The 18,138-nt window shown below is 53.1% G+C and carries 15 protein-coding genes and 1 pseudogene; 12 read left to right on the top strand and 4 right to left on the bottom strand.

The window, feature by feature from the left end; all coding sequences use genetic code 11:
* Positions 1-55: 55 nt before the first annotated feature.
* From LOK74_RS16090 to LOK74_RS16080, 3 genes are all read left to right on the top strand, one after another.
* Positions 56-1,576, top strand: coding sequence for an IS1182 family transposase (locus LOK74_RS16090; protein WP_230043033.1), 1,521 nt, complete (start codon positions 56-58; stop codon positions 1,574-1,576).
* Positions 1,577-1,740: 164 nt separating this feature from the next.
* Positions 1,741-2,361: a hypothetical protein gene (locus LOK74_RS16085; RefSeq protein ID WP_230043032.1), complete on the top strand. Its 621-nt coding sequence runs from the start codon at positions 1,741-1,743 to the stop codon at positions 2,359-2,361.
* Positions 2,362-2,959: 598 nt separating this feature from the next.
* Entirely contained in the window at positions 2,960-4,399 is a 1,440-nt protein-coding gene (locus tag LOK74_RS16080) for an IS1182 family transposase (RefSeq protein ID WP_230043031.1), read from the top strand.
* Between the two features lie 10 nt (positions 4,400-4,409).
* Here the strand turns inward: LOK74_RS16080 and LOK74_RS16075 are convergent, their stop codons facing one another.
* The 3 genes and pseudogenes from LOK74_RS16075 to LOK74_RS16065 all read right to left on the bottom strand — a co-directional run.
* Complete coding sequence (locus tag LOK74_RS16075; RefSeq protein WP_230043030.1) at positions 4,410-5,678, bottom strand: NAD(P)/FAD-dependent oxidoreductase; 1,269 nt, start codon at positions 5,676-5,678, stop codon at positions 4,410-4,412.
* Positions 5,675-6,019 (bottom strand): (2Fe-2S)-binding protein, encoded by a 345-nt coding sequence (locus tag LOK74_RS16070; RefSeq protein ID WP_230043029.1) that lies wholly within the window; start codon positions 6,017-6,019, stop codon positions 5,675-5,677. The genes LOK74_RS16075 and LOK74_RS16070 overlap by 4 nt, the downstream gene beginning before the upstream one ends.
* A gap of 140 nt (positions 6,020-6,159) precedes the next feature.
* Positions 6,160-6,420: pseudogene (locus LOK74_RS16065) on the bottom strand ((2Fe-2S)-binding protein); the annotation flags it as partial.
* 312 nt (positions 6,421-6,732) lie between these two features.
* Between LOK74_RS16065 and LOK74_RS16060 the strand changes: the two are divergent.
* Genes LOK74_RS16060 through LOK74_RS16040 form a run of 5 tightly spaced genes read left to right on the top strand, consistent with a single transcriptional unit; the run spans position 6,733 to position 11,372 of the window.
* Complete coding sequence (locus tag LOK74_RS16060) at positions 6,733-7,902, top strand: branched-chain amino acid ABC transporter substrate-binding protein (RefSeq protein WP_230043028.1); 1,170 nt, start codon at positions 6,733-6,735, stop codon at positions 7,900-7,902.
* Positions 7,903-7,958: 56 nt separating this feature from the next.
* Positions 7,959-8,864 (top strand): branched-chain amino acid ABC transporter permease, encoded by a 906-nt coding sequence (locus LOK74_RS16055; protein ID WP_230043027.1) that lies wholly within the window; start codon positions 7,959-7,961, stop codon positions 8,862-8,864.
* Between the two features lie 3 nt (positions 8,865-8,867).
* A complete protein-coding gene (locus LOK74_RS16050; RefSeq protein WP_230043026.1) occupies positions 8,868-9,869 on the top strand; it encodes a branched-chain amino acid ABC transporter permease in 1,002 nt (333 codons plus the stop codon).
* Positions 9,870-9,888: 19 nt separating this feature from the next.
* Entirely contained in the window at positions 9,889-10,659 is a 771-nt protein-coding gene (locus LOK74_RS16045) for an ABC transporter ATP-binding protein (RefSeq protein WP_230043025.1), read from the top strand.
* Positions 10,660-10,664: 5 nt separating this feature from the next.
* Complete coding sequence (locus LOK74_RS16040; RefSeq protein WP_230047031.1) at positions 10,665-11,372, top strand: ABC transporter ATP-binding protein; 708 nt, start codon at positions 10,665-10,667, stop codon at positions 11,370-11,372.
* Between the two features lie 75 nt (positions 11,373-11,447).
* Here LOK74_RS16040 and LOK74_RS16035 read toward each other — a convergent pair whose 3' ends face one another.
* Positions 11,448-13,067 carry a sigma-54 interaction domain-containing protein gene (locus LOK74_RS16035; RefSeq protein WP_420908681.1) on the bottom strand — a complete coding sequence of 540 codons (1,620 nt, stop codon included), beginning with the start codon at positions 13,065-13,067 and terminating at the stop codon, positions 11,448-11,450.
* Between the two features lie 296 nt (positions 13,068-13,363).
* Here LOK74_RS16035 and LOK74_RS16030 point away from each other — a divergent pair, with 296 nt between their 5' ends.
* From LOK74_RS16030 to LOK74_RS16015, 4 genes are all read left to right on the top strand, one after another.
* Positions 13,364-14,542 carry an NAD(P)/FAD-dependent oxidoreductase gene (locus tag LOK74_RS16030; protein WP_230043024.1) on the top strand — a complete coding sequence of 393 codons (1,179 nt, stop codon included), beginning with the start codon at positions 13,364-13,366 and terminating at the stop codon, positions 14,540-14,542.
* 4 nt (positions 14,543-14,546) lie between these two features.
* On the top strand, positions 14,547-15,569 hold the full coding sequence (locus LOK74_RS16025; RefSeq protein WP_230043023.1) for a proline racemase family protein: 1,023 nt from the start codon (positions 14,547-14,549) through the stop codon (positions 15,567-15,569).
* 167 nt (positions 15,570-15,736) lie between these two features.
* Positions 15,737-16,618, top strand: coding sequence for a dihydrodipicolinate synthase family protein (locus LOK74_RS16020; RefSeq protein ID WP_230043022.1), 882 nt, complete (start codon positions 15,737-15,739; stop codon positions 16,616-16,618).
* A 68-nt stretch (positions 16,619-16,686) separates the two neighbouring features.
* The gene (locus tag LOK74_RS16015; RefSeq protein WP_230043021.1) at positions 16,687-18,129 is read left to right on the top strand and encodes an aldehyde dehydrogenase family protein; all 1,443 of its coding nucleotides are present in this window, start codon (positions 16,687-16,689) and stop codon (positions 18,127-18,129) included.
* Positions 18,130-18,138: the final 9 nt, after the last annotated feature.

Below are 18,138 nucleotides of genomic sequence, written 5' to 3'. Positions count from 1 at the left end.
CACGTTTTTTTGTAGAATAATGTATGTGGAAAATAATTGCCAAGAGGTGTCATGTATGCTTTCGAAACAACAGGGCGAAGGCCGTTATCAAGTATCGGTTGTTTCACTGGATGAATTGGTTCCTCGTGATCATTTAGTTCGGAAAATCGAAAAAGCCATTGATTTTTCCTTCATCTACGATTTGGTGAAAGATCGGTATTCTCCGGACAACGGCAGACCCAGTATCGACCCCGTTGTACTCATCAAAATGGTATTTATTCAGTATCTGTTCGGCATTCGCTCCATGCGCCAAACGATTAAAGAAATCGAAACCAATGTCGCTTATCGTTGGTTTTTGGGATACGATTTTACCCAACCAATCCCTCACTTCACCACATTCGGAAAAAACTATGTCCGCCGTTTTCAAGGTACGGACTTGTTTGAACAAATTTTTACTCGCATTCTCGAAGAAGCATGTCGTCATGGCTTTGTTGATCCTTCTGCCCTCTACATCGATTCCACCCACGTCAAGGCCCATGCCAACAAAAGAAAGTACAGCAAGCAGCGGGTTCAGGAAGAGCAAAAGAAGTACCAGCAGCAGCTGCACGATGAACTGAATCAAGACCGCATCGAACATGGAAAAAAGCCGTTGCCAAAAAAGTCGGATACAAAGTGGAAGGAGGTGAAGCAGAGCACGACTGACCCCGACAGCGGATGGTTTGTCAAAAACGAGAAAGAGCAGACATTTGCTTACTCGTTCCATGCCGCAAGTGACGAACATGGCTTTGTCGTGAGCGCGGTCGTTACAGCCGCCAACATCCATGACAGCCAAGTGTTTACCAATGTGTTTGAACAAGCGATTGAAAACGTGGGGAAGCCGAATGCCGTAGCGGTAGATGCCGGATATAAAACCCCATACATAAGCAAATATCTCTTGGACGAAGGCGTTCGTCCTGTTATGCCCTATACCCGCTCTCACACGAAGAAAGGTTTTTTCCGCAAACACGACTATGTGTATGATGAATATTTCGATTGTTCTATCTGTCCTGCCGGACAGGTTTTGTCCTACGAAACGACTACCCGAGAAGGGTACCGCATGTACCGTTCTGATTCTGAGATATGTAGCCATTGTCCCCTTCGCTTCCAATGTACGGAAAGCCGTGAGGCTGTAAAACGTATCAGTCGCCATATATGGGCAGACTATCTGGAAGAAGTGGAACATCTGAGACATACAGAAGTGAATAAATGGCTGTATACACGCCGAAAGGAAACCATTGAGCGTGTATTTGCTGATTTAAAGGAAAAGCATGGTTTGCGTTGGACCACTTTGCGTGGATTGAAAAAAGTGACAATGCAGGCGATGCTCGCTTTTGCTGCTATGAATCTGAAAAAGCTGGCCAATTGGCTCTGGAATAAAGGGAATGGAGGGCTATTTGCCCTTACGGGCAACTTTGTTTTTATAGTATTAAATGGAATGAAATGTTACTCTAGCATCAATCCAATGGTAGTTTGTCTTATCGGCAGTTTTGAGCGACGACTACCAAAGGCAGTAATCGAATCAGCATCTGTCAGGATGTTTACAACCGGTTACCATTGAATTCGACCGAATGTAATATAAGTTCTTACTCTTAAACATTATGCATATGGGTATGTAGGTTATCCTTCCCGCACAAAGTACACCATAAACCAAAAACATTATACACAAAATGGAAAAAAGGGTTTATAATGGGAATTGTAAATCAAAAATGGGAGGAGATACCTTTGAGAAAATTCTTATTTAGTGTGTTATCACTCGTGACAACAATTTCACTCGTTACCCCGTCCTTGGCACTTGCAGCAGCTTCTTCAGAATCAGAAACTTCACAAGTACAAACACTAGAAGAAAAACAAGCTCAGAATGAACAGACATATTCCTACACCTTCAAAGGGATCAAATTCACAGGTAATCAGAAGCTTTCTGAAAAAAGATTAGAACAACTTTATCAAGGTATATTGTTGGAAACTGGTCAAAAAAATAAGGTAGTTAAACCAAATATAAATGATCCAGGGGGAGGTGGTGCTGAAGTCATAATTGGCCCTATATATAAACACTATGATAATGGTATGGAAAGAGAAGTTGCAAAAGCGATAGTTGCCTATCTATTAAAAAAGTTGCCTAGCAAAGTTACTGATAGTTTTTTAGTGAATTGGACAGCAATACGACTTTCTGGCTGGGTAGATGATGCTATGGGAGATACTTATGTAGGGGCTTGGGGATGGAAGGTTGAGGACTCTGACGATGAATGTACCTACTACTATGAAACGGTCGTTCACTATGAAGACGATAGCTATAAAAAACCTTTAGACGTACAGTACTATGAAACAGACCGGAGATATTGGTAAAATAAACATATAGGGGGCTTCCCCCTATATGTTTATTTTGGAGGTGTAAGTTATGAATAAAAACAGAGAGCAATATTTTAGCTTTTTGTTCTTCGTCTCCTTGTTACTTTTATTTAAAATTCAGCCACTGATCAACTTTTCCCATCATGAACTTGTTACGACTACAATCGGAGCGGTAATTTTATTTCTCATGGTCAAAATATCCAAAAATTGGATTTCTGGCTGGGTGCAAAGACTATGTGAAAAATGGAATATCCGATTAGCCTATCTATACGTAATCGCTTTAGCCATTTACTTTCTAACTTAACAGAACTCCTACTCAATATTGGAACTTAATAGGTGCTTGTAAATTATATTTTACAAACGCGACGGAAGATATAAGCAGCCGATGCCGCAAGTTCGCATTGAAGCATGTAAATGGTAATATAACTGCAATCAGTGGACGACTGCGTCATGCTTTGAAAAGCGACAACAAAAAAGGTGGCGTTGGCGTTGGCTACCTTTTTTCAGCGTGTAGACAAAGTACCGTAAGGTACAAGGTCTACACGTTTTTTGTAGAATAATGTACGTGGAAAATAATTGCCAAGAGGTGTCATGTATGAAACAACAGGGCGAAGGCCGTTATCAAGTATCGGTTGTTTCGCTAGACGAATTGGTTCCTCGTGATCACTTGGTTCGGAAAATCGAAAAAGCCATTGATTTTTCCTTCATCTACGATTTGGTGAAAGATCGGTATTCTCCGGACAACGGCAGACCCAGTATCGACCCCGTTGTACTCATCAAAATGGTATTTATTCAGTATCTGTTCGGCATTCGCTCCATGCGCCAAACGATTAAAGAAATCGAAACCAATGTCGCTTATCGTTGGTTTTTGGGATACGATTTTACCCAACCAATCCCTCACTTCACCACATTCGGAAAAAACTATGTCCGCCGTTTTCAAGGTACGGACTTGTTTGAACAAATTTTTACTCGCATTCTCGAAGAAGCATGTCGTCATGGCTTTGTTGATCCTTCTGCCCTCTACATCGATTCCACCCACGTCAAGGCCCATGCCAACAAAAGAAAGTACAGCAAGCAGCGGGTTCAGGAAGAGCAAAAGAAGTACCAGCAGCAGCTGCACGATGAACTGAATCAAGACCGCATCGAACATGGAAAAAAGCCGTTGCCAAAAAAGTCGGATACAAAGTGGAAGGAGGTGAAGCAGAGCACGACTGACCCCGACAGCGGATGGTTTGTCAAAAACGAGAAAGAGCAGACATTTGCTTACTCGTTCCATGCCGCAAGTGACGAACATGGCTTTGTCGTGAGCGCGGTCGTTACAGCCGCCAACATCCATGACAGCCAAGTGTTTACCAATGTGTTTGAACAAGCGATTGAAAACGTGGGGAAGCCGAATGCCGTAGCGGTAGATGCCGGATATAAAACCCCATACATAAGCAAATATCTCTTGGACGAAGGCGTTCGTCCTGTTATGCCCTATACCCGCTCTCACACGAAGAAAGGTTTTTTCCGCAAACACGACTATGTGTATGATGAATATTTCGATTGTTCTATCTGTCCTGCCGGACAGGTTTTGTCCTACGAAACGACTACCCGAGAAGGGTACCGCATGTACCGTTCTGATTCTGAGATATGTAGCCATTGTCCCCTTCGCTTCCAATGTACGGAAAGCCGTGAGGCTGTAAAACGTATCAGTCGCCATATATGGGCAGACTATCTGGAAGAAGTGGAACATCTGAGACATACAGAAGTGAATAAACGGCTGTATACACGCCGAAAGGAAACCATTGAGCGTGTATTTGCTGATTTAAAGGAAAAGCATGGTTTGCGTTGGACCACTTTGCGTGGATTGAAAAAAGTGACAATGCAGGCGATGCTCGCTTTTGCTGCTATGAATCTGAAAAAGCTGGCCAATTGGCTCTGGAATAAAGGGAATGGAGGGCGATTTGCCCTTACGGGCACCTTAGTTTTTTGCATGTTTCACGACAAACCCCCACTTCTGCTCTGGCAGAGAGGGGGTTTGTCAGCAATCTGAGAGGCCTGAATCAGGCCTCTTTTTGCTGCTGTACGTGTTCAGCAGAAGCAGAGCCGGCAAGATGTTTCTCAAACAACTGAACTACGGTTGAGCGTCCCTGCTCGATAGCCGGGTGAAACTGGATGATGGCCTGCCGCCGCACCTCTGTCACATGCTGCACGGCTTGCTGCAGCTTCGCCGGTTCACCGAGACGCCCTCGTTCGTCAGCGATAGACAGGCCGGCAACCGTCCCCTGGGCCATCGCCACCTTGGCGCTTTCAATACCGGTGATATTGCCGGCCACGTACAGTCCTTTCAACGGAGTCTGCATCCGTTCGTTATGCAAGGGAACGTGACCGCCCAGTTCCGGGACATAGGCGAACGGACATCCGGCGACCGCAGCTAGTTCCGCCAGCGGAGAAAGCCCCCCTGCGATACAGACAAAGTCACAAGCAACCTCTCGCTCGCTTCCCGGAAGCGGCAGACCGTCCGGGCTGACATCGATCAGACGGACCGCTTCCACTTTTTCCTGTCCGACGATTTCCGCAGCTGCGGTTCGCAGCTGCACAGGAATCCCCCACATTGATACTCCCCGTCTGGGATAACATCGCACAGCGAGACGTTTTAGCCAATCTGTGGTCAAACATCTGCTGCCCCATCTGATAAAAGGAGACGGAGCGAGGTGGGCGGCCTGCAGCAGTGATTCCAGCACCAACTGTGGGTGGGAAGCTTTGTGGTTGATGGGGCTGGCCACCGGCAGGACGACGCGGTTGACGTCAATACCGGCTACCTGCAGTTCACGGGTAATCGCCATGGACAAGATGTTCAGCCCGATGACCACTCCCCGATGACCAACGCGGACGCGCTGGACGTTGGTCATGACCTGGGCCGCTCCAATCGACATGACCCCAGGAAGGGTCCAGCCGGGGATAGGTGCTCCTGTTTCTGTCGCTCCGGTGGCTAACAGCAGTGCCGCAGCCCTTACCGCACCTTCGCTTGTCGACACCAGCCATTCCTCCCCGATCCGCTCAACGTGATAGACGGAAACGCCGCAGACGATCGATACGCCCAGATGGGCTGCTTGATCCAACAGTCGCTCCGCTTCCGTGATCCCGTTCCACCAGTGGCCGTCCGGTTCCTGGTGCAATTGACCGAGCAGTCGTCCACCTGGCTTTACATATTCATCCACAGCGATGACGCCAAGACCGTGCTCGGCACACGTGATCGCGGCGCTAAGGCCGGCTGGACCGGCACCGACGATCAGGACATCCGCCGTGTCGGGCAAACTTTTGCTGCTCATCCACTCTCCCCTCCTTGCTGGCGGAAAGGGGTGGGCAGGGGGTGGCCAGACGCAACTGCCATCCCCTCTTCTACCAATGTCAGACAAGCCCGGAGACCTGTGATTCCGTTAATCGTGACCCGGCACTCCATACAGTGTCCAATATTGCAGTAGATGCCGCGCGGCGCTCCTGTCTCCTCGTGTCGGCGCAGCGTACGGATTCCGTTGGCCAAGAGAGCGGCTGCCACGGTTTCCCCTTTTCGGCCGGTCAAGGGACGATCATCAAAGCGAAACGATACCGATTCGCTCGCCGGATTTGCTCCAAGGATCGGGTGATATTCAATACGGCCAGTTTGATTCATTCGTCTCCCCCCTAAAGACCGGTTGATAGATTGGAACTGGTTGACAGATTAGGACCGGTTGATACGTTGGAACCCGTGTCATCTGTAGCTTGATGCTCTCTGTCGCCATGCTCGGCTGAGGCAGGGGCGTTCTCTGAGTGCTGCCCCAGAAAGCCGAAGCAGACGGGACGGATCGGCGGTTGATAGCCAAGCGGTATCGGATGGCTGCTCGCTCGCCCCGTCACCTGCTCGCGGATCGCCTCGATCAGAGGGCGGCAGGTGCGACCGCCACAGACACCCATCCCTGCCCGCGTCCTCAGTTTTAATTCGCGTGAAGAGCACTGGTAGCTTTTCACGGTTGAAAGCAGCGTCTCCAGTGTAACTTCTTCGCATCGGCAGACGATTGTCGTTTGCGGCTCCATCTCCCACTCTCCTCTCTTTTTCTCTGAAGTCTTTCATGCAACAAACGTGCCGAGTCGCTTCTCTTCTAGGCAAATGGCGCCTGCATTAGAAAAAGAATGGTGGCTGGTGTGCGGTAGCAAGAGGACTGATAATGGTTTGGGGAACATGTGTCCAAATATTCATACATGTATAATTTTTCTGTCACATTTTTTGTCTTCATTGTTTACGTTTCTGAACGGTTTGGACGAGTTGTGCAGCATTTTATGGAGGAAATCGGTTGGCACGCAGATTGCTTTTTCTGAACATTACAACACAAAAGGGGGTTGATTCACATGAAAATGCTTCTGCGCAAGGCCTTATATGGATGTTTGTTATTCGCACTGCTGCTCGGCGGGTGTGCCAACTCGGCGCAGCCGACAGATTCAGCAGGAGGGGGAGAGAGCGGGACAGCTGGTGGAGGTGATGAGATTGTGATCGGGTTCCTTGGACCGGTCACCGGCAACAATGCGACGGACGGCAAAGACATGCTGAATGCGGTCGAACTGGCTGTGGGCAAGATCAACGAATCAGGCGGCGTGCTTGGCAAGCAGCTAAAGGTGGAAGTGGCCGACGATGGCTGTGATCCGCAGATGGCGACCAGCGCTGCCAACAAGCTGGCCTCACAAAACGTCTCGGCAGTGGTCGGGGGCTATTGTTCCGGCTCTACCTTGCCTGCTTCTGGCGTCTTTCAGAACGCTGGAATTCCCATGGTGGTGACCGCAGCCAACTCTTCCAAGCTGCCGGCTCAAGGCTACGATACGCTGTTTTTGATCAATGGTCTGGTTCCCGATCAGGCCAAGACAGCGGTAACCTATCTGATCGAGAAGAACGCGAAAAAGATTGCCCTGATTCACGACAATTCCGCCTACAGCAAAGACCTGGCTGATTCGGCCAAAGCGGCTGTGGAGCAGGCGGGTGGCAGCGTCATCGCATTTGAGGCGATCAATCCGGAAGAGAAAGACTTCAGTGCGCTCCTGACCAAGCTGAAATCACTGGAGCCGGACGCTGTCTACTTTACCGGCTATTACGCCGCAGGCGGACTGTTGGTCAAACAGTTCCGCCAGAAAGAGGTACCCGGTATGTTTATCGTTGGAGACGGCAGTTTCAGTGAAGATCTGATTGAGATCGCCGGACCGGAAAACGCAGAGGGTGTGCTGATCTCAGCTACCCCAACAGCGGAGTTTATTGAAGGTGCCGAGGCATTCGTGGACGAGTACAAGAAAACGTACGGGTTGGCGCCAGGCCCATTCTCCGCTTTGACCTACAACGGTGTCAACCTGCTGGCGGACGCCATACAGCGGGCTGGTTCGGCGGATCAGGAAGCGATTCGCCAAGCCCTCAAAGAGACCAAAGGATATCAGGCACTTGGACAGACCATCACCTTTAATGAGCAAAACACCTTGGATACGTCCAACTTTGCCGTCCTGAAGGTGGAGTTGGGAACATTTAAGCTGGCCAAATGAGCTGCTTCGACGCAAAGACACCTGACAAGTCATCAGGCGGAGGGGATCGATAAGGTATGGAAGTAGTACTGCAAACACTGGTAGACGGTCTGGTAGTCGGTGCCTTTTACAGCTTGATTGCCTTGGGCTACACGATGGTGTTTGGGATCATCAAGCTGCTCAACTTTGCGCACGGCGATCTGTACATGCTAGGTGCCTTTATTGGGTTTAGTCTGCTCTCCTGGCTGACCGGTGACGGTACGGGTGCTGCCGGTTTGATGGGGATTGGGGTCGTTTTTCTACTGGCGATGTTTCTGGTTGGCGTGATCGGCATGGGGATGGAGAGGTTGGCCTACCGTCCCCTGCTTCTCGCGCCGCGCCTGTCCATCTTGATCACGGCGATTGGTGTGTCCCTGTTTCTGGAAAATGGCGCGATGATCGTCTGGAGTCCCAACTTTCTGGTCTATCCGCTGCAGCTGCCACAGGACGGCTGGGAGATTTTCGGGGCCCACATCTCGTATACGCAGGCTGCATTGATTGCCATATCGGCCTTGCTAATGTACGGTCTGCAGCTGTTCATTCAGCGCACGATCTACGGGAAGGCTATGCGCGCTATCGCGCTTGATCAAACGGCGTGCCACCTGATGGGGATCGATGTGCATCGCGTGATTGGGCTTACCTTTTTTATCGGTGCCAGTCTGGCGGCTGGAGCTGGTGTGATGTCGGGCGCCTACTATGGAACGGTAAACTTCATGATGGGCTTTATCATTGGTCTGAAAGCATTCACGGCGGCCGTACTAGGCGGAATCGGCAGCATCCCGGGCGCGATGCTTGGCGGTTTCCTCCTGGGCATGATGGAGACCGCCGGCACGTTTTTGATCGGTGGATCGTGGAAAGATGTCGTAGCCTTCTCCGTGCTGATTCTGATTCTGGTGCTAAAGCCGACGGGGATCATGGGCGAGAAAGTGACGGAGAGGATGTAGCGGATGAAACAGCAAGTGAGACGATTGTTGCAACTATTGCTGCTGCTGCTGGCCATCGTGTTTCCCTTCGGCGTAAACAACTACTGGCTGGATGTGGCCACACTGGTCCTGTTTTACGTCGTGCTTAGCCAGGGACTTAATGTTGTCGTTGGCTTTGCCGGTCTGCTCGATCTGGGCTACGCCGCTTTTTTTGCGGTAGGTGCCTACACGACGGGGATTTTGATGACGGTGTACGGATGGTCGTTCTGGATGACGATTCCCGTCGCCATTCTGCTGGCTGCCATTAGCGGTGTGATCATTGGAGCTCCCACCTTGCGTCTGCGCAGCGACTATCTGGCGATCGTGACGCTTGGTTTTGGAGAAATCATCCGGATACTGGCGATCAATCTGGACATTACCGGATCTGCTTCGGGGATCTACGGGATTCCCCGGCCGAGCATTGTCGGCTATACACTCTCCGGGCAGAGCGATTTCTACTATCTGATCCTGCTGTTGGCCATCCTCACGATCCTGGCTGTCTCCCGGTTGGGCCGGTCTCGAATCGGCCGGGCGTGGATGTATATTCGCGAGGATGAAGATGCCGCCGAGGCGATGGGGATCAATCGGATCAGGATGAAGCTGTTGGCCTATTCGATCGGTGCAGTGATCGGCAGTCTGGCCGGATCTGTCTTCGCCGTCAAGATGAGCGCGATCGCTCCGCTTAGCTTTAGCTTCATGCAGTCGATCATGATTTTGTTGGCAGTGGTTCTGGGGGGATTGGGCAGCATTCCTGGCGTGGTCCTGGGCGCATTGCTGGTGATCGTGCTGCCGGAGGTACTGCGTTCGGCCGAGGACTGGCGGTACCTGATCTTCGGGGCCGCTCTGGTCGTGATGATGATCTACCGTCCGCAAGGGGTCTGGCCAGCCAGATATGAAGCGGTCCCGGAGCGGCAGAGCAGGGACAAATCGGCGGCAGCTGCAGGTTCGCTGACGGAGAGTGACGGCCGCAGCCGCGAACTATCATAGCCCAAAGGGAGGATGCGAGATGTCTGTTCTGCATGTAGATAACCTGATGCTTCGCTTTGGTGGCCTGGTCGCTGTCAATCAGCTCTCTTTTACGATTGGCTCCCGGACGATTGCCAGCATCATCGGACCTAACGGCGCAGGGAAAACTTCGGTATTCAACATGATCACCGGCTTTTATCAGCCCACAGAGGGCGAGATACGCCTGGATGACAAACGTTTAAACAACAGGAAGCCCAGCCAGATTACGCGGATGGGTCTCGCTCGTACCTTTCAGAATCTGCGCCTCTTTCCCCATGTATCGGTCCTGGACAATGTGAAATCCGGCATGCATTGCCGTACCCGTCAAGGGGTCTGGGGAGCTTTGCTGCGGACCCGGCGGCAGCGGGCGGAAGAAGAGCGGATCGAGGAAGTGGCACACGAGTGTCTCCGCTTTGTCGGGATCGATGAGTACGCCTACCGGTTGGCCAAACACCTCCCATACGGGGCGCAGCGCCATCTGGAAATCGCCCGCGCGCTGGCTACCCAGCCTACTTTTTTGCTGCTGGACGAACCGGCAGCCGGATTAAACTACGAGGAAAAAGCACGTCTGGTTGAGCTGATCCGCCGCATCCGCGACACCTACGAGTTGACTGTACTCATCATCGAACACGATATGGCCTTGATCAAGCAGATCTCCGAGCAGGTGATCGTGCTCGACTACGGCAACAAGATCGCGGAAGGCTTGCCAGACGAAGTCTTGAACAACCCGCGCGTGATCGAAGCGTACCTGGGAAAGGAGGAGGTGGTTTGAGCACACTGCTGCGGATCGATGGCATTCATGCGTTTTACGGAAAGATCGAAGCATTGAAAGGAATCAGTCTGGAGGTGCGAGAGGGTGAGATTGTCGCGCTATTGGGCAGCAACGGAGCTGGGAAAAGTACGACGCTAAAGGCGATATCCGGGCTGCTGCAGCCACAGAAAGGAGAGATCTGGTTTGCCGGGGAAAACATCTCGGGCATGAAACCGCACCAGATCGTGTCCAGAGGCGTAATTCACGTTCCAGAGGGCCGACGGATCTTTGGCGGTCTGACCGTGCTGGAGAATCTGGAATTAGGCGGGTTTACCGTCCGAAAAGATAAGCCGTTCGTCCGGCAGGGGATTGAACGGGCCTTTTCCCTGTTTCCCCGGCTCAAGGAGCGGAAAAGTCAGCTGGCGGGCACCTTGAGCGGCGGCGAACAGCAAATGCTGGCCATCTGCCGCGGCTTGATGGCCAGACCAAAATTGCTGATGCTGGATGAGCCGTCGATGGGTCTTGCCCCGATCATTGTGCAGGAGATCCTGGGCATCATCAAACAGATCAACGAACAAGGCACGACGGTGCTGCTGATCGAGCAAAATGCCAAGGCAGCGTTGCGACTGGTCACGCGCGGCTATGTCATGGAGACTGGCAAGATCATGCTTGCCGATACAGCCGAGGTATTAAGCCGTGACGAAAAGGTAGTGAGAGCTTACCTGGGCGTGTAACACGTGTGACCGATTTCGTCGTGAGAGGGTGCCGACGAGAAAGCGGCGACGAGGTAAAGGGGGATCTGTATGAGATCAGCTGATCGGAATACCCAACTTGTTCATCTTGTTGTACAGCGTAGCGCGAGAGATACCTAGACGCTTGGCAGCAGCCAGTTTGTTTCCATGCTCCTGATCCAAAGCGTGCTGGATCACTCGTTTTTCATACTGGTTTAGTTCCTGTTCCAGTGAGACAAGGTCGTCGCGGATGGATGTGTAGGGGGTTCGTTGTTTGGTCTGCAGGGAAAAAGGCAGGTCTTCCTCTTTGATGATCCCGTCGGTGGCGAAGACGACCAATCGTTCGATCGTGTTGCGCAGTTCACGGATGTTCCCTGGCCAGTCGTACTGCAGCAGGGCCTGCATCACGTTTTGGGAAATCCCCTGAACGGGTCGGTTGTAGCGTACGGAGAATTCATACAGGAAAAAGTGGCTCAATTCGATGATATCTTCGATGCGTTCGCGAAGCGGCGGGATCTTGATCGTGACTACATTTAGCCGGTAGAAAAGATCTTCGCGGAACTTCCCCTCCTTCACCAACTCGGCGAGGTCTTTGTTGGTGGCGGCGATGACGCGGAAGTCCGCCTCGATCTGTCTGGTCCCGCCGACCGGGAAGTATTTTTTCTCTTGCAGCACGCGGAGCAGCTTTACCTGCATGTCCAACGGCATTTCACCTACTTCATCGAGAAACAGCGTGCCGCCGCGTGCCAGCTCGATCATGCCCTTTTTGCCTTTTTGATCGGCTCCGGAGAAAGCACCCTTTTCGTATCCGAACAGTTCACTCTCAAACAGCGTGGGTGTGATCGCGCCGCAGTTGATGGCGACGAACGGTGCACCTGCCGCCTCCCGGATATCGTGGGTCGCCTTGGCGAATACTTCCTTGCCGACGCCGCTTTCTCCTAGGATCAGGACGGTTACGTGCGTAGAGCCCACTTTTTTGAGCATTTCCTTGATCTGCCTAATCGCCAGACTGGTCCCCTTGATTTGGTGAAAGGGATCGGGCGACGGACTTAGTTTGGCCACCTCTTGCTGCAGGTGGTGCACTTTTTTCGTGGCGTTGTACAGTTCCTGGTTAAGCCGGACCTGGCTGGTCACATCGGTTTCGGACGCAACGGAACCGACGATCCGCTCATGCAGCCGAATCGGTTTGGTATTGATCAGGACAAACAAGTCTTCGCGCGGCTGATGCTGCCGTCGATGCACCGATTCACCGGTTCGAAGCGTTTTTAATGTTTGCAGCATCTCTACAGGGAAGAACTGTGTGATCGGTTTGCCAATCACGTCAGCTGCTTTCAGGGAAAAAATCTGCTCGGCTCCTTCCGTCCAGACCACAACACGACCGTGTTCGTCAATCACAGTGACGGAGGCATCCGTGGTGTCGAGGATGGTCTCAAAATACGCTTGTAGGTATTCGTAAGAGCAAAACACGGCTTGCAGTGCGTCACTTTGCGCCAGATAACCTAACAGGGTGCCAACTGCATCCTCCATCAGGATGTAGGGACTTTCTGCAAAAAGGGGAATCAGCTCCGACCAGGGTTGGTCATGGCGAGCGACAGGGAGTTGGAGGCGCAGCTCCTCTACGCAAACGGCTTGCTCCCCAAGCAAAGGGCTCAGATCAGACTGAATCAGTTGATAGACCGGCGGAAGTTTATGCATCATCTGTTGTTCTCCTCCTCTCGATAATTGTATAAAAATTTATACATTTTCTTGTATTCTATACATTCGCACTAATTGTTGTCAAAAAAAGTAGACACAAAAACAACCAGCCACCGCTGCGAATGGCAGCTTCCGTCAGCCAAGTACCCATCCACAATTGTTCATTATTCACTGTTACCTATTCACTTTTACCTATTCATTGTCCAACAGATAACGTTCTCTACTGTTTGGCATATTCCTTGCACAACGGGGAAAGCGAATCACACATTTTCCCACTATTCACTGAGGGAGAGACGGAGATGGAACAGACATCGCATACCGAAGTTGCCGTTATCGGAGGCGGGATCATAGGCAGTGCGATCGCCTACTACGTCGCAAAGGCCGGCTTGCAGGTGACGGTCATCGAAAAAGGGGAATTGGCCAGCGGTACCTCTTCACGGTGTGACGGCAACATCTTGGCGATCGATAAAGATCCTGGTTTTGACAGCCAGATGTCGTTGAAAAGTCAGCAGCTCGTACAGCAATTGAGCAAAGAGCTGAAACACCCGTTTGAGTACCGGGCACTTGGCAGCATACTGGTCTGCGAGACAGAGGAGGAGATGAGTGCCGCAGAGCAGTGGGTGAATAGGCAAAAGGAAGCCGGCCTCCCGTTCCGTATGCTGGATCAGTCCGATATTCGGCAGGAATCTCCGTATTTTGCAGATGACCTGCAGGGAGGACTGGAGTGTCCAACCGATTCCACGGTAAACCCCTATTTGCTGACCTTTGCCCTGGCTCAAGGGGCGAAGGAGTACGGGGCCAGCTTCCGGCTGAGACAGGAGGTGACGGCGATCCAGCGCGATTCATCCGGTCAGGGGTTCCGACTGGAGACGACAGGCGGCGTCGTGACGGCTAAAAAAGTGGTGAATGCGGCAGGTGTCTGGGCGCCCAGGATTGGTGAGATGGTTGGTGTCACTGTGCCGATTCTGCCTCGCAAAGGGCATCTCATCGTCGCCTCCCGTGCCGTCCCCCTGGGCCTCAGGAAAGTGATGGAATTCGGCTACCTGATCTCCAAGTTTGGCGGTACGCGTCAGGTAGATGCGGAGACGGAAAAGTACGGGGTAGCGCTTGTGTTTGAGCCGACCGAGAGTCAGAATTTTCTGATCGGCAGCAGCAGGCAGTTTGTCGGATTGGACACCCGCGTGGACTGGACGGTCGTCAGGCTGATGGCCCGCCGGGCGATCCGCTTCTACCCCGGGTTGGCCGACTTTACCTTGATCCGCACCTACTGCGGGCTGCGTCCGTGGACGCGGGATCATCTGCCGATCATCTCCGCAGTGGAGGAAGTGCCAGGATACTACATCGCGGCCGGCCACGAGGGAGATGGGATCAGTCTGGCGGCCATTACCGGCAAGCTGATCAGCGAGATGCTGACGGAACAGCCGACCAGCGTCCCGGTTGAACCGCTGCGCTACGACCGTTTTCGAGAAAGGATGTGAGCCGATGAGAGCAAGCAAAGTGTTTACCACGGTGGACACCCACACCGGTGGAAATCCCACCCGCACCGTACTCAGCGGGCTGCCCAAGCTGACAGGCAGCACGATGGCGGAAAACATGCTGCAGATGAAGCAGGAGTACGACTGGATTCGCAAGCTGCTGATGTTTGAACCACGCGGGCACGAGGTGATGTCAGGGGCACTGCTGGTGGAGCCGGTTCATCCAGAGGCAGATGTGGGCGTGATCTACATTGAGACAGGCGGCTATCTGCCGATGTGCGGCCATGACACGATCGGGTTTTGCACCGCCTTGGTGGAGACGGGAATCGTTGCGGCGAGGGAGCCGATCACCACGCTGAAACTGGATACGCCAGCCGGTCTGGTCGAGGTCAGCATTCAGGTGGAAGGAGGAAAGGCGACATCTGTCAGCTTCCAGAACATCCCGGCTTTTTTGTATCGACAGGTGGAAGTGGAGGTAGAGGGGATCGGCCAAGTCGCTTGTGACCTTGCCTACGGCGGCAACTTTTACGCCATTACCGACGCCCGCAAGCTAGGTCTTGAACTAGTTCCCGCCAACGTCTCGCAGATCGTCGATGCAGCGGTGCGGATTCGGCGGACGATCAACCAGCAAGTCTCGGTCGTTCATCCGGAAGCGCCGTTCATCAAGGGATTGACCCATGTCGAGTTTTATACCGATCCCGTCCATCCCGCAGCCCATGTCAAAAATACAGTGGTGGTGCCGCCCGGCGGAATCGATCGCTCTCCTTGCGGCACGGGAACCTCAGCCAAGCTGGCCACCCTGTTTGCCAAAGGAGAGATCGGGATCGGCGAGGAGTTTGTCCACGAAAGCATCGTCGGTTCCCTGTTTCGCAGCAAGGTGTTGCGGCAGACGGAGGTGAGCGGACTGCAGGCCGTGGTGACGCAGATCACAGGCTCCGCCTGGTTGATGGGCATGCATACCTTCTTCTACCACCCTGACGATGAGCTGCGGGAAGGGTTTCTGCTGATACCGCCTGCGGATGACCACTGACTCTGCAGACAGTTGCCCGTCGCACCACTGCATGTTGCAGCAACAGGCAGGAGCTGCAAGCTACAAGCTACAAGCAACGAGCTACAAGCAACGAGCTACAACCAACAAGCAAGGGACCGATTGTCGATTCACGACCATTTCAAACACGAGAAGAGGAGGAAGAATGTATGGCACATTTTCCAGGTGTTTATGTGGCGATCGTCACACCGTTTACCGATCAGTATGAGGTGGATTATCAGAGACTGCACGAATTGTCCAATTGGCTGATCGAAAAGGGGGTTCATGGCTTGGTTCCCGCCGGGTCGTTGGGCGAGTATGCCACTCTGACAGCGGCAGAGAGGGCCAAGGTTGTCGAAACCGTGATCAAGGCGGCAGCGGGACGGGTTCCGGTCGTCGTCGGGACGGGAGCGCCATCGACCAAGCAGGTGGTGGAGTGGGCTCGTCACGCCAAGGAAGCGGGAGCGGCCGGGGTGATGGCCCTGCCGCCGGTCAGCTACAAGCCGCTGGAGAACGAGATTATCGCCCACTATGAAGCGCTGTCCGGCGTGGGCATTCCGATCATCGCCTACAACAATCCGCGTGATTATCCGACCGATCTCACCCCTGTCTTGCTGGCCAAGTTGAGCAAGCTGGAGAACGTGGTCGGTGTAAAAGAGTTCTCCGGCGACGTCCGACGGGTGCATGACATCCTGCGCGAGAGCGATTTGGAAGTGATGATCGGTGTGGACGACTTGGCGATGGAAGGACCCATCGCAGGGGCTACAGGCTGGATTTCCGGAGTGCCCAACGCACTTCCCGAGCAAGGCGTAAAGCTGTTTGAATGGGCGAGAGCGGGCAAGGTGGATCAAGCATTGCCGCTCTACCGGCAACTGCTGCCGCTGTTCCATTATGACGCCAGCCCGCAACTGGTGCAGGCGATCAAGTACATGATGGAGCTGGCCGGGCAGCCCGCAGGACCGACGCGGCCGCCCCGATTGCCGCTGGCTCAGGCGGACCTGGCGGCGATCAAGCAGGCCTATGAGGATGCGGTAAGACCTGTAACGAGCTAACGGTAAAGCGTTTCATTGGAAAGCTGGTTTGGATACGATCATGCCCAAAGAACAGGAGGTAGGAGGAGATGGAGAGCAAAAACTGGATTGGCGGGGAGTGGATCACGCCGCAGGGGGAAGCGATCGTTGTGCAAAACCCCTCTGATACGGCGCAGGCGGTCGGACAGATCCGCCTGTCTGACCAGTCCCACGTGCGAACAGCAGCAGAGGCGGCGCAGGCTGCCTTTCCCCAGTGGGCAGGACTGTCTGGAGCGGCGCGGGGGGAGTACTTGTACAGCATGGCCGCCGTTGTTGCGGAGAACAGCGAGGAACTGGCTAAGTTGGCGAGCCAAGAGATGGGCAAACCGATCAGTGAAATGCGCGGGGAAGTAACCAGAGGCATCCATCTGCTCCGCTACTATGCTGCCGAAGGGATGCGCGCCAACGGCAGTCTCATTCCCTCAGCTGACAGGGATGTGCTGCAGTACACCAAACGGGTCCCACTAGGTGTCGTCGGCGTCATCACGCCGTGGAACTTCCCCGTGGCGATCCCGATCTGGAAAATCGCCCCGGCCCTGATTTGCGGCAATACCGTGATCTGGAAGCCGTCCGAAATCGGTTCGCTCACGGCGACCAGGTTATCTGAGTTGTTCGCTGCGGCAAAGCTGCCGCCAGGGGTGCTCAATGTGGTCATCGGCAAAGGGCGAGAGATTGGCAGCACGCTTTTAGAAGAGGTAGATCTGCAGGCCGTCAGCTTTACTGGTTCTACCGCTACCGGCAGAGTGGTGGCAGAAAGCTGCGCCCGGCGCAATATCAAGTATCAGACGGAGATGGGCGGGAAAAATGCGGCGGTTGTACTGCGTGACGCTGACCTGAAACGATCAATCCCGATCATCTTGAGCGGGGCGTTTCGTTCGGCGGGACAAAAGTGTACAGCAACGAGCCGAATCATCGTCGAACGGGCGATCTATCCCACATTTGTCGAGCTGCTGCAGGAAGCGATCACGTCTGTAAAAGTGGGATCTGCTCTCGATCCAGACGCGTATCTGGGACCAGTCGCATCCGCTGATCAATACGAGAAGGTTGGCGGCTTTGCCGCAACAGCACGGAGAGAAGCGGAACTGGTCGCCGAGTGCGTCACGCCGGAGACGATCAAGGAGAGAGGGTATTACATCAATCCACTCGTCGTAACCGGTCTTACGCCTGATCATTCGCTGGTGCAGGAGGAAGTGTTCGGCCCGCTAGCGGTGGTGCTTCCGGCAGATGACTTTGCCGAAGCGATTGAGTTGTGCAACCGGAGCGTATATGGACTGAGCGCATCGTTGTTTACTCAAGATTTGTCGCGGGCATTTCAGTTCCTCGAACAGGCGGAAGCCGGCATGGTGCGGGTCAATCAGGAGACGGCCGGGGTGGAGTATCAAGCGCCGTTTGGCGGAATGAAGCAGTCCAGTTCCCACTCCCGCGAACAAGGCCAGGCCGCACTCGACTTTTACAGTGAAATCAAAACCTGTGCAATCAAACACAGCTTCTAAGTGTCCGGT

The organism is Brevibacillus humidisoli (genome assembly GCF_020923435.1).
Classification (GTDB): Bacteria; Bacillota; Bacilli; order Brevibacillales; family Brevibacillaceae; genus Brevibacillus_E; species Brevibacillus_E humidisoli.
The sequence above is the reverse complement of the archived record's forward strand: the minus strand, read 5'-3'. Positions and strand labels throughout refer to the sequence as shown.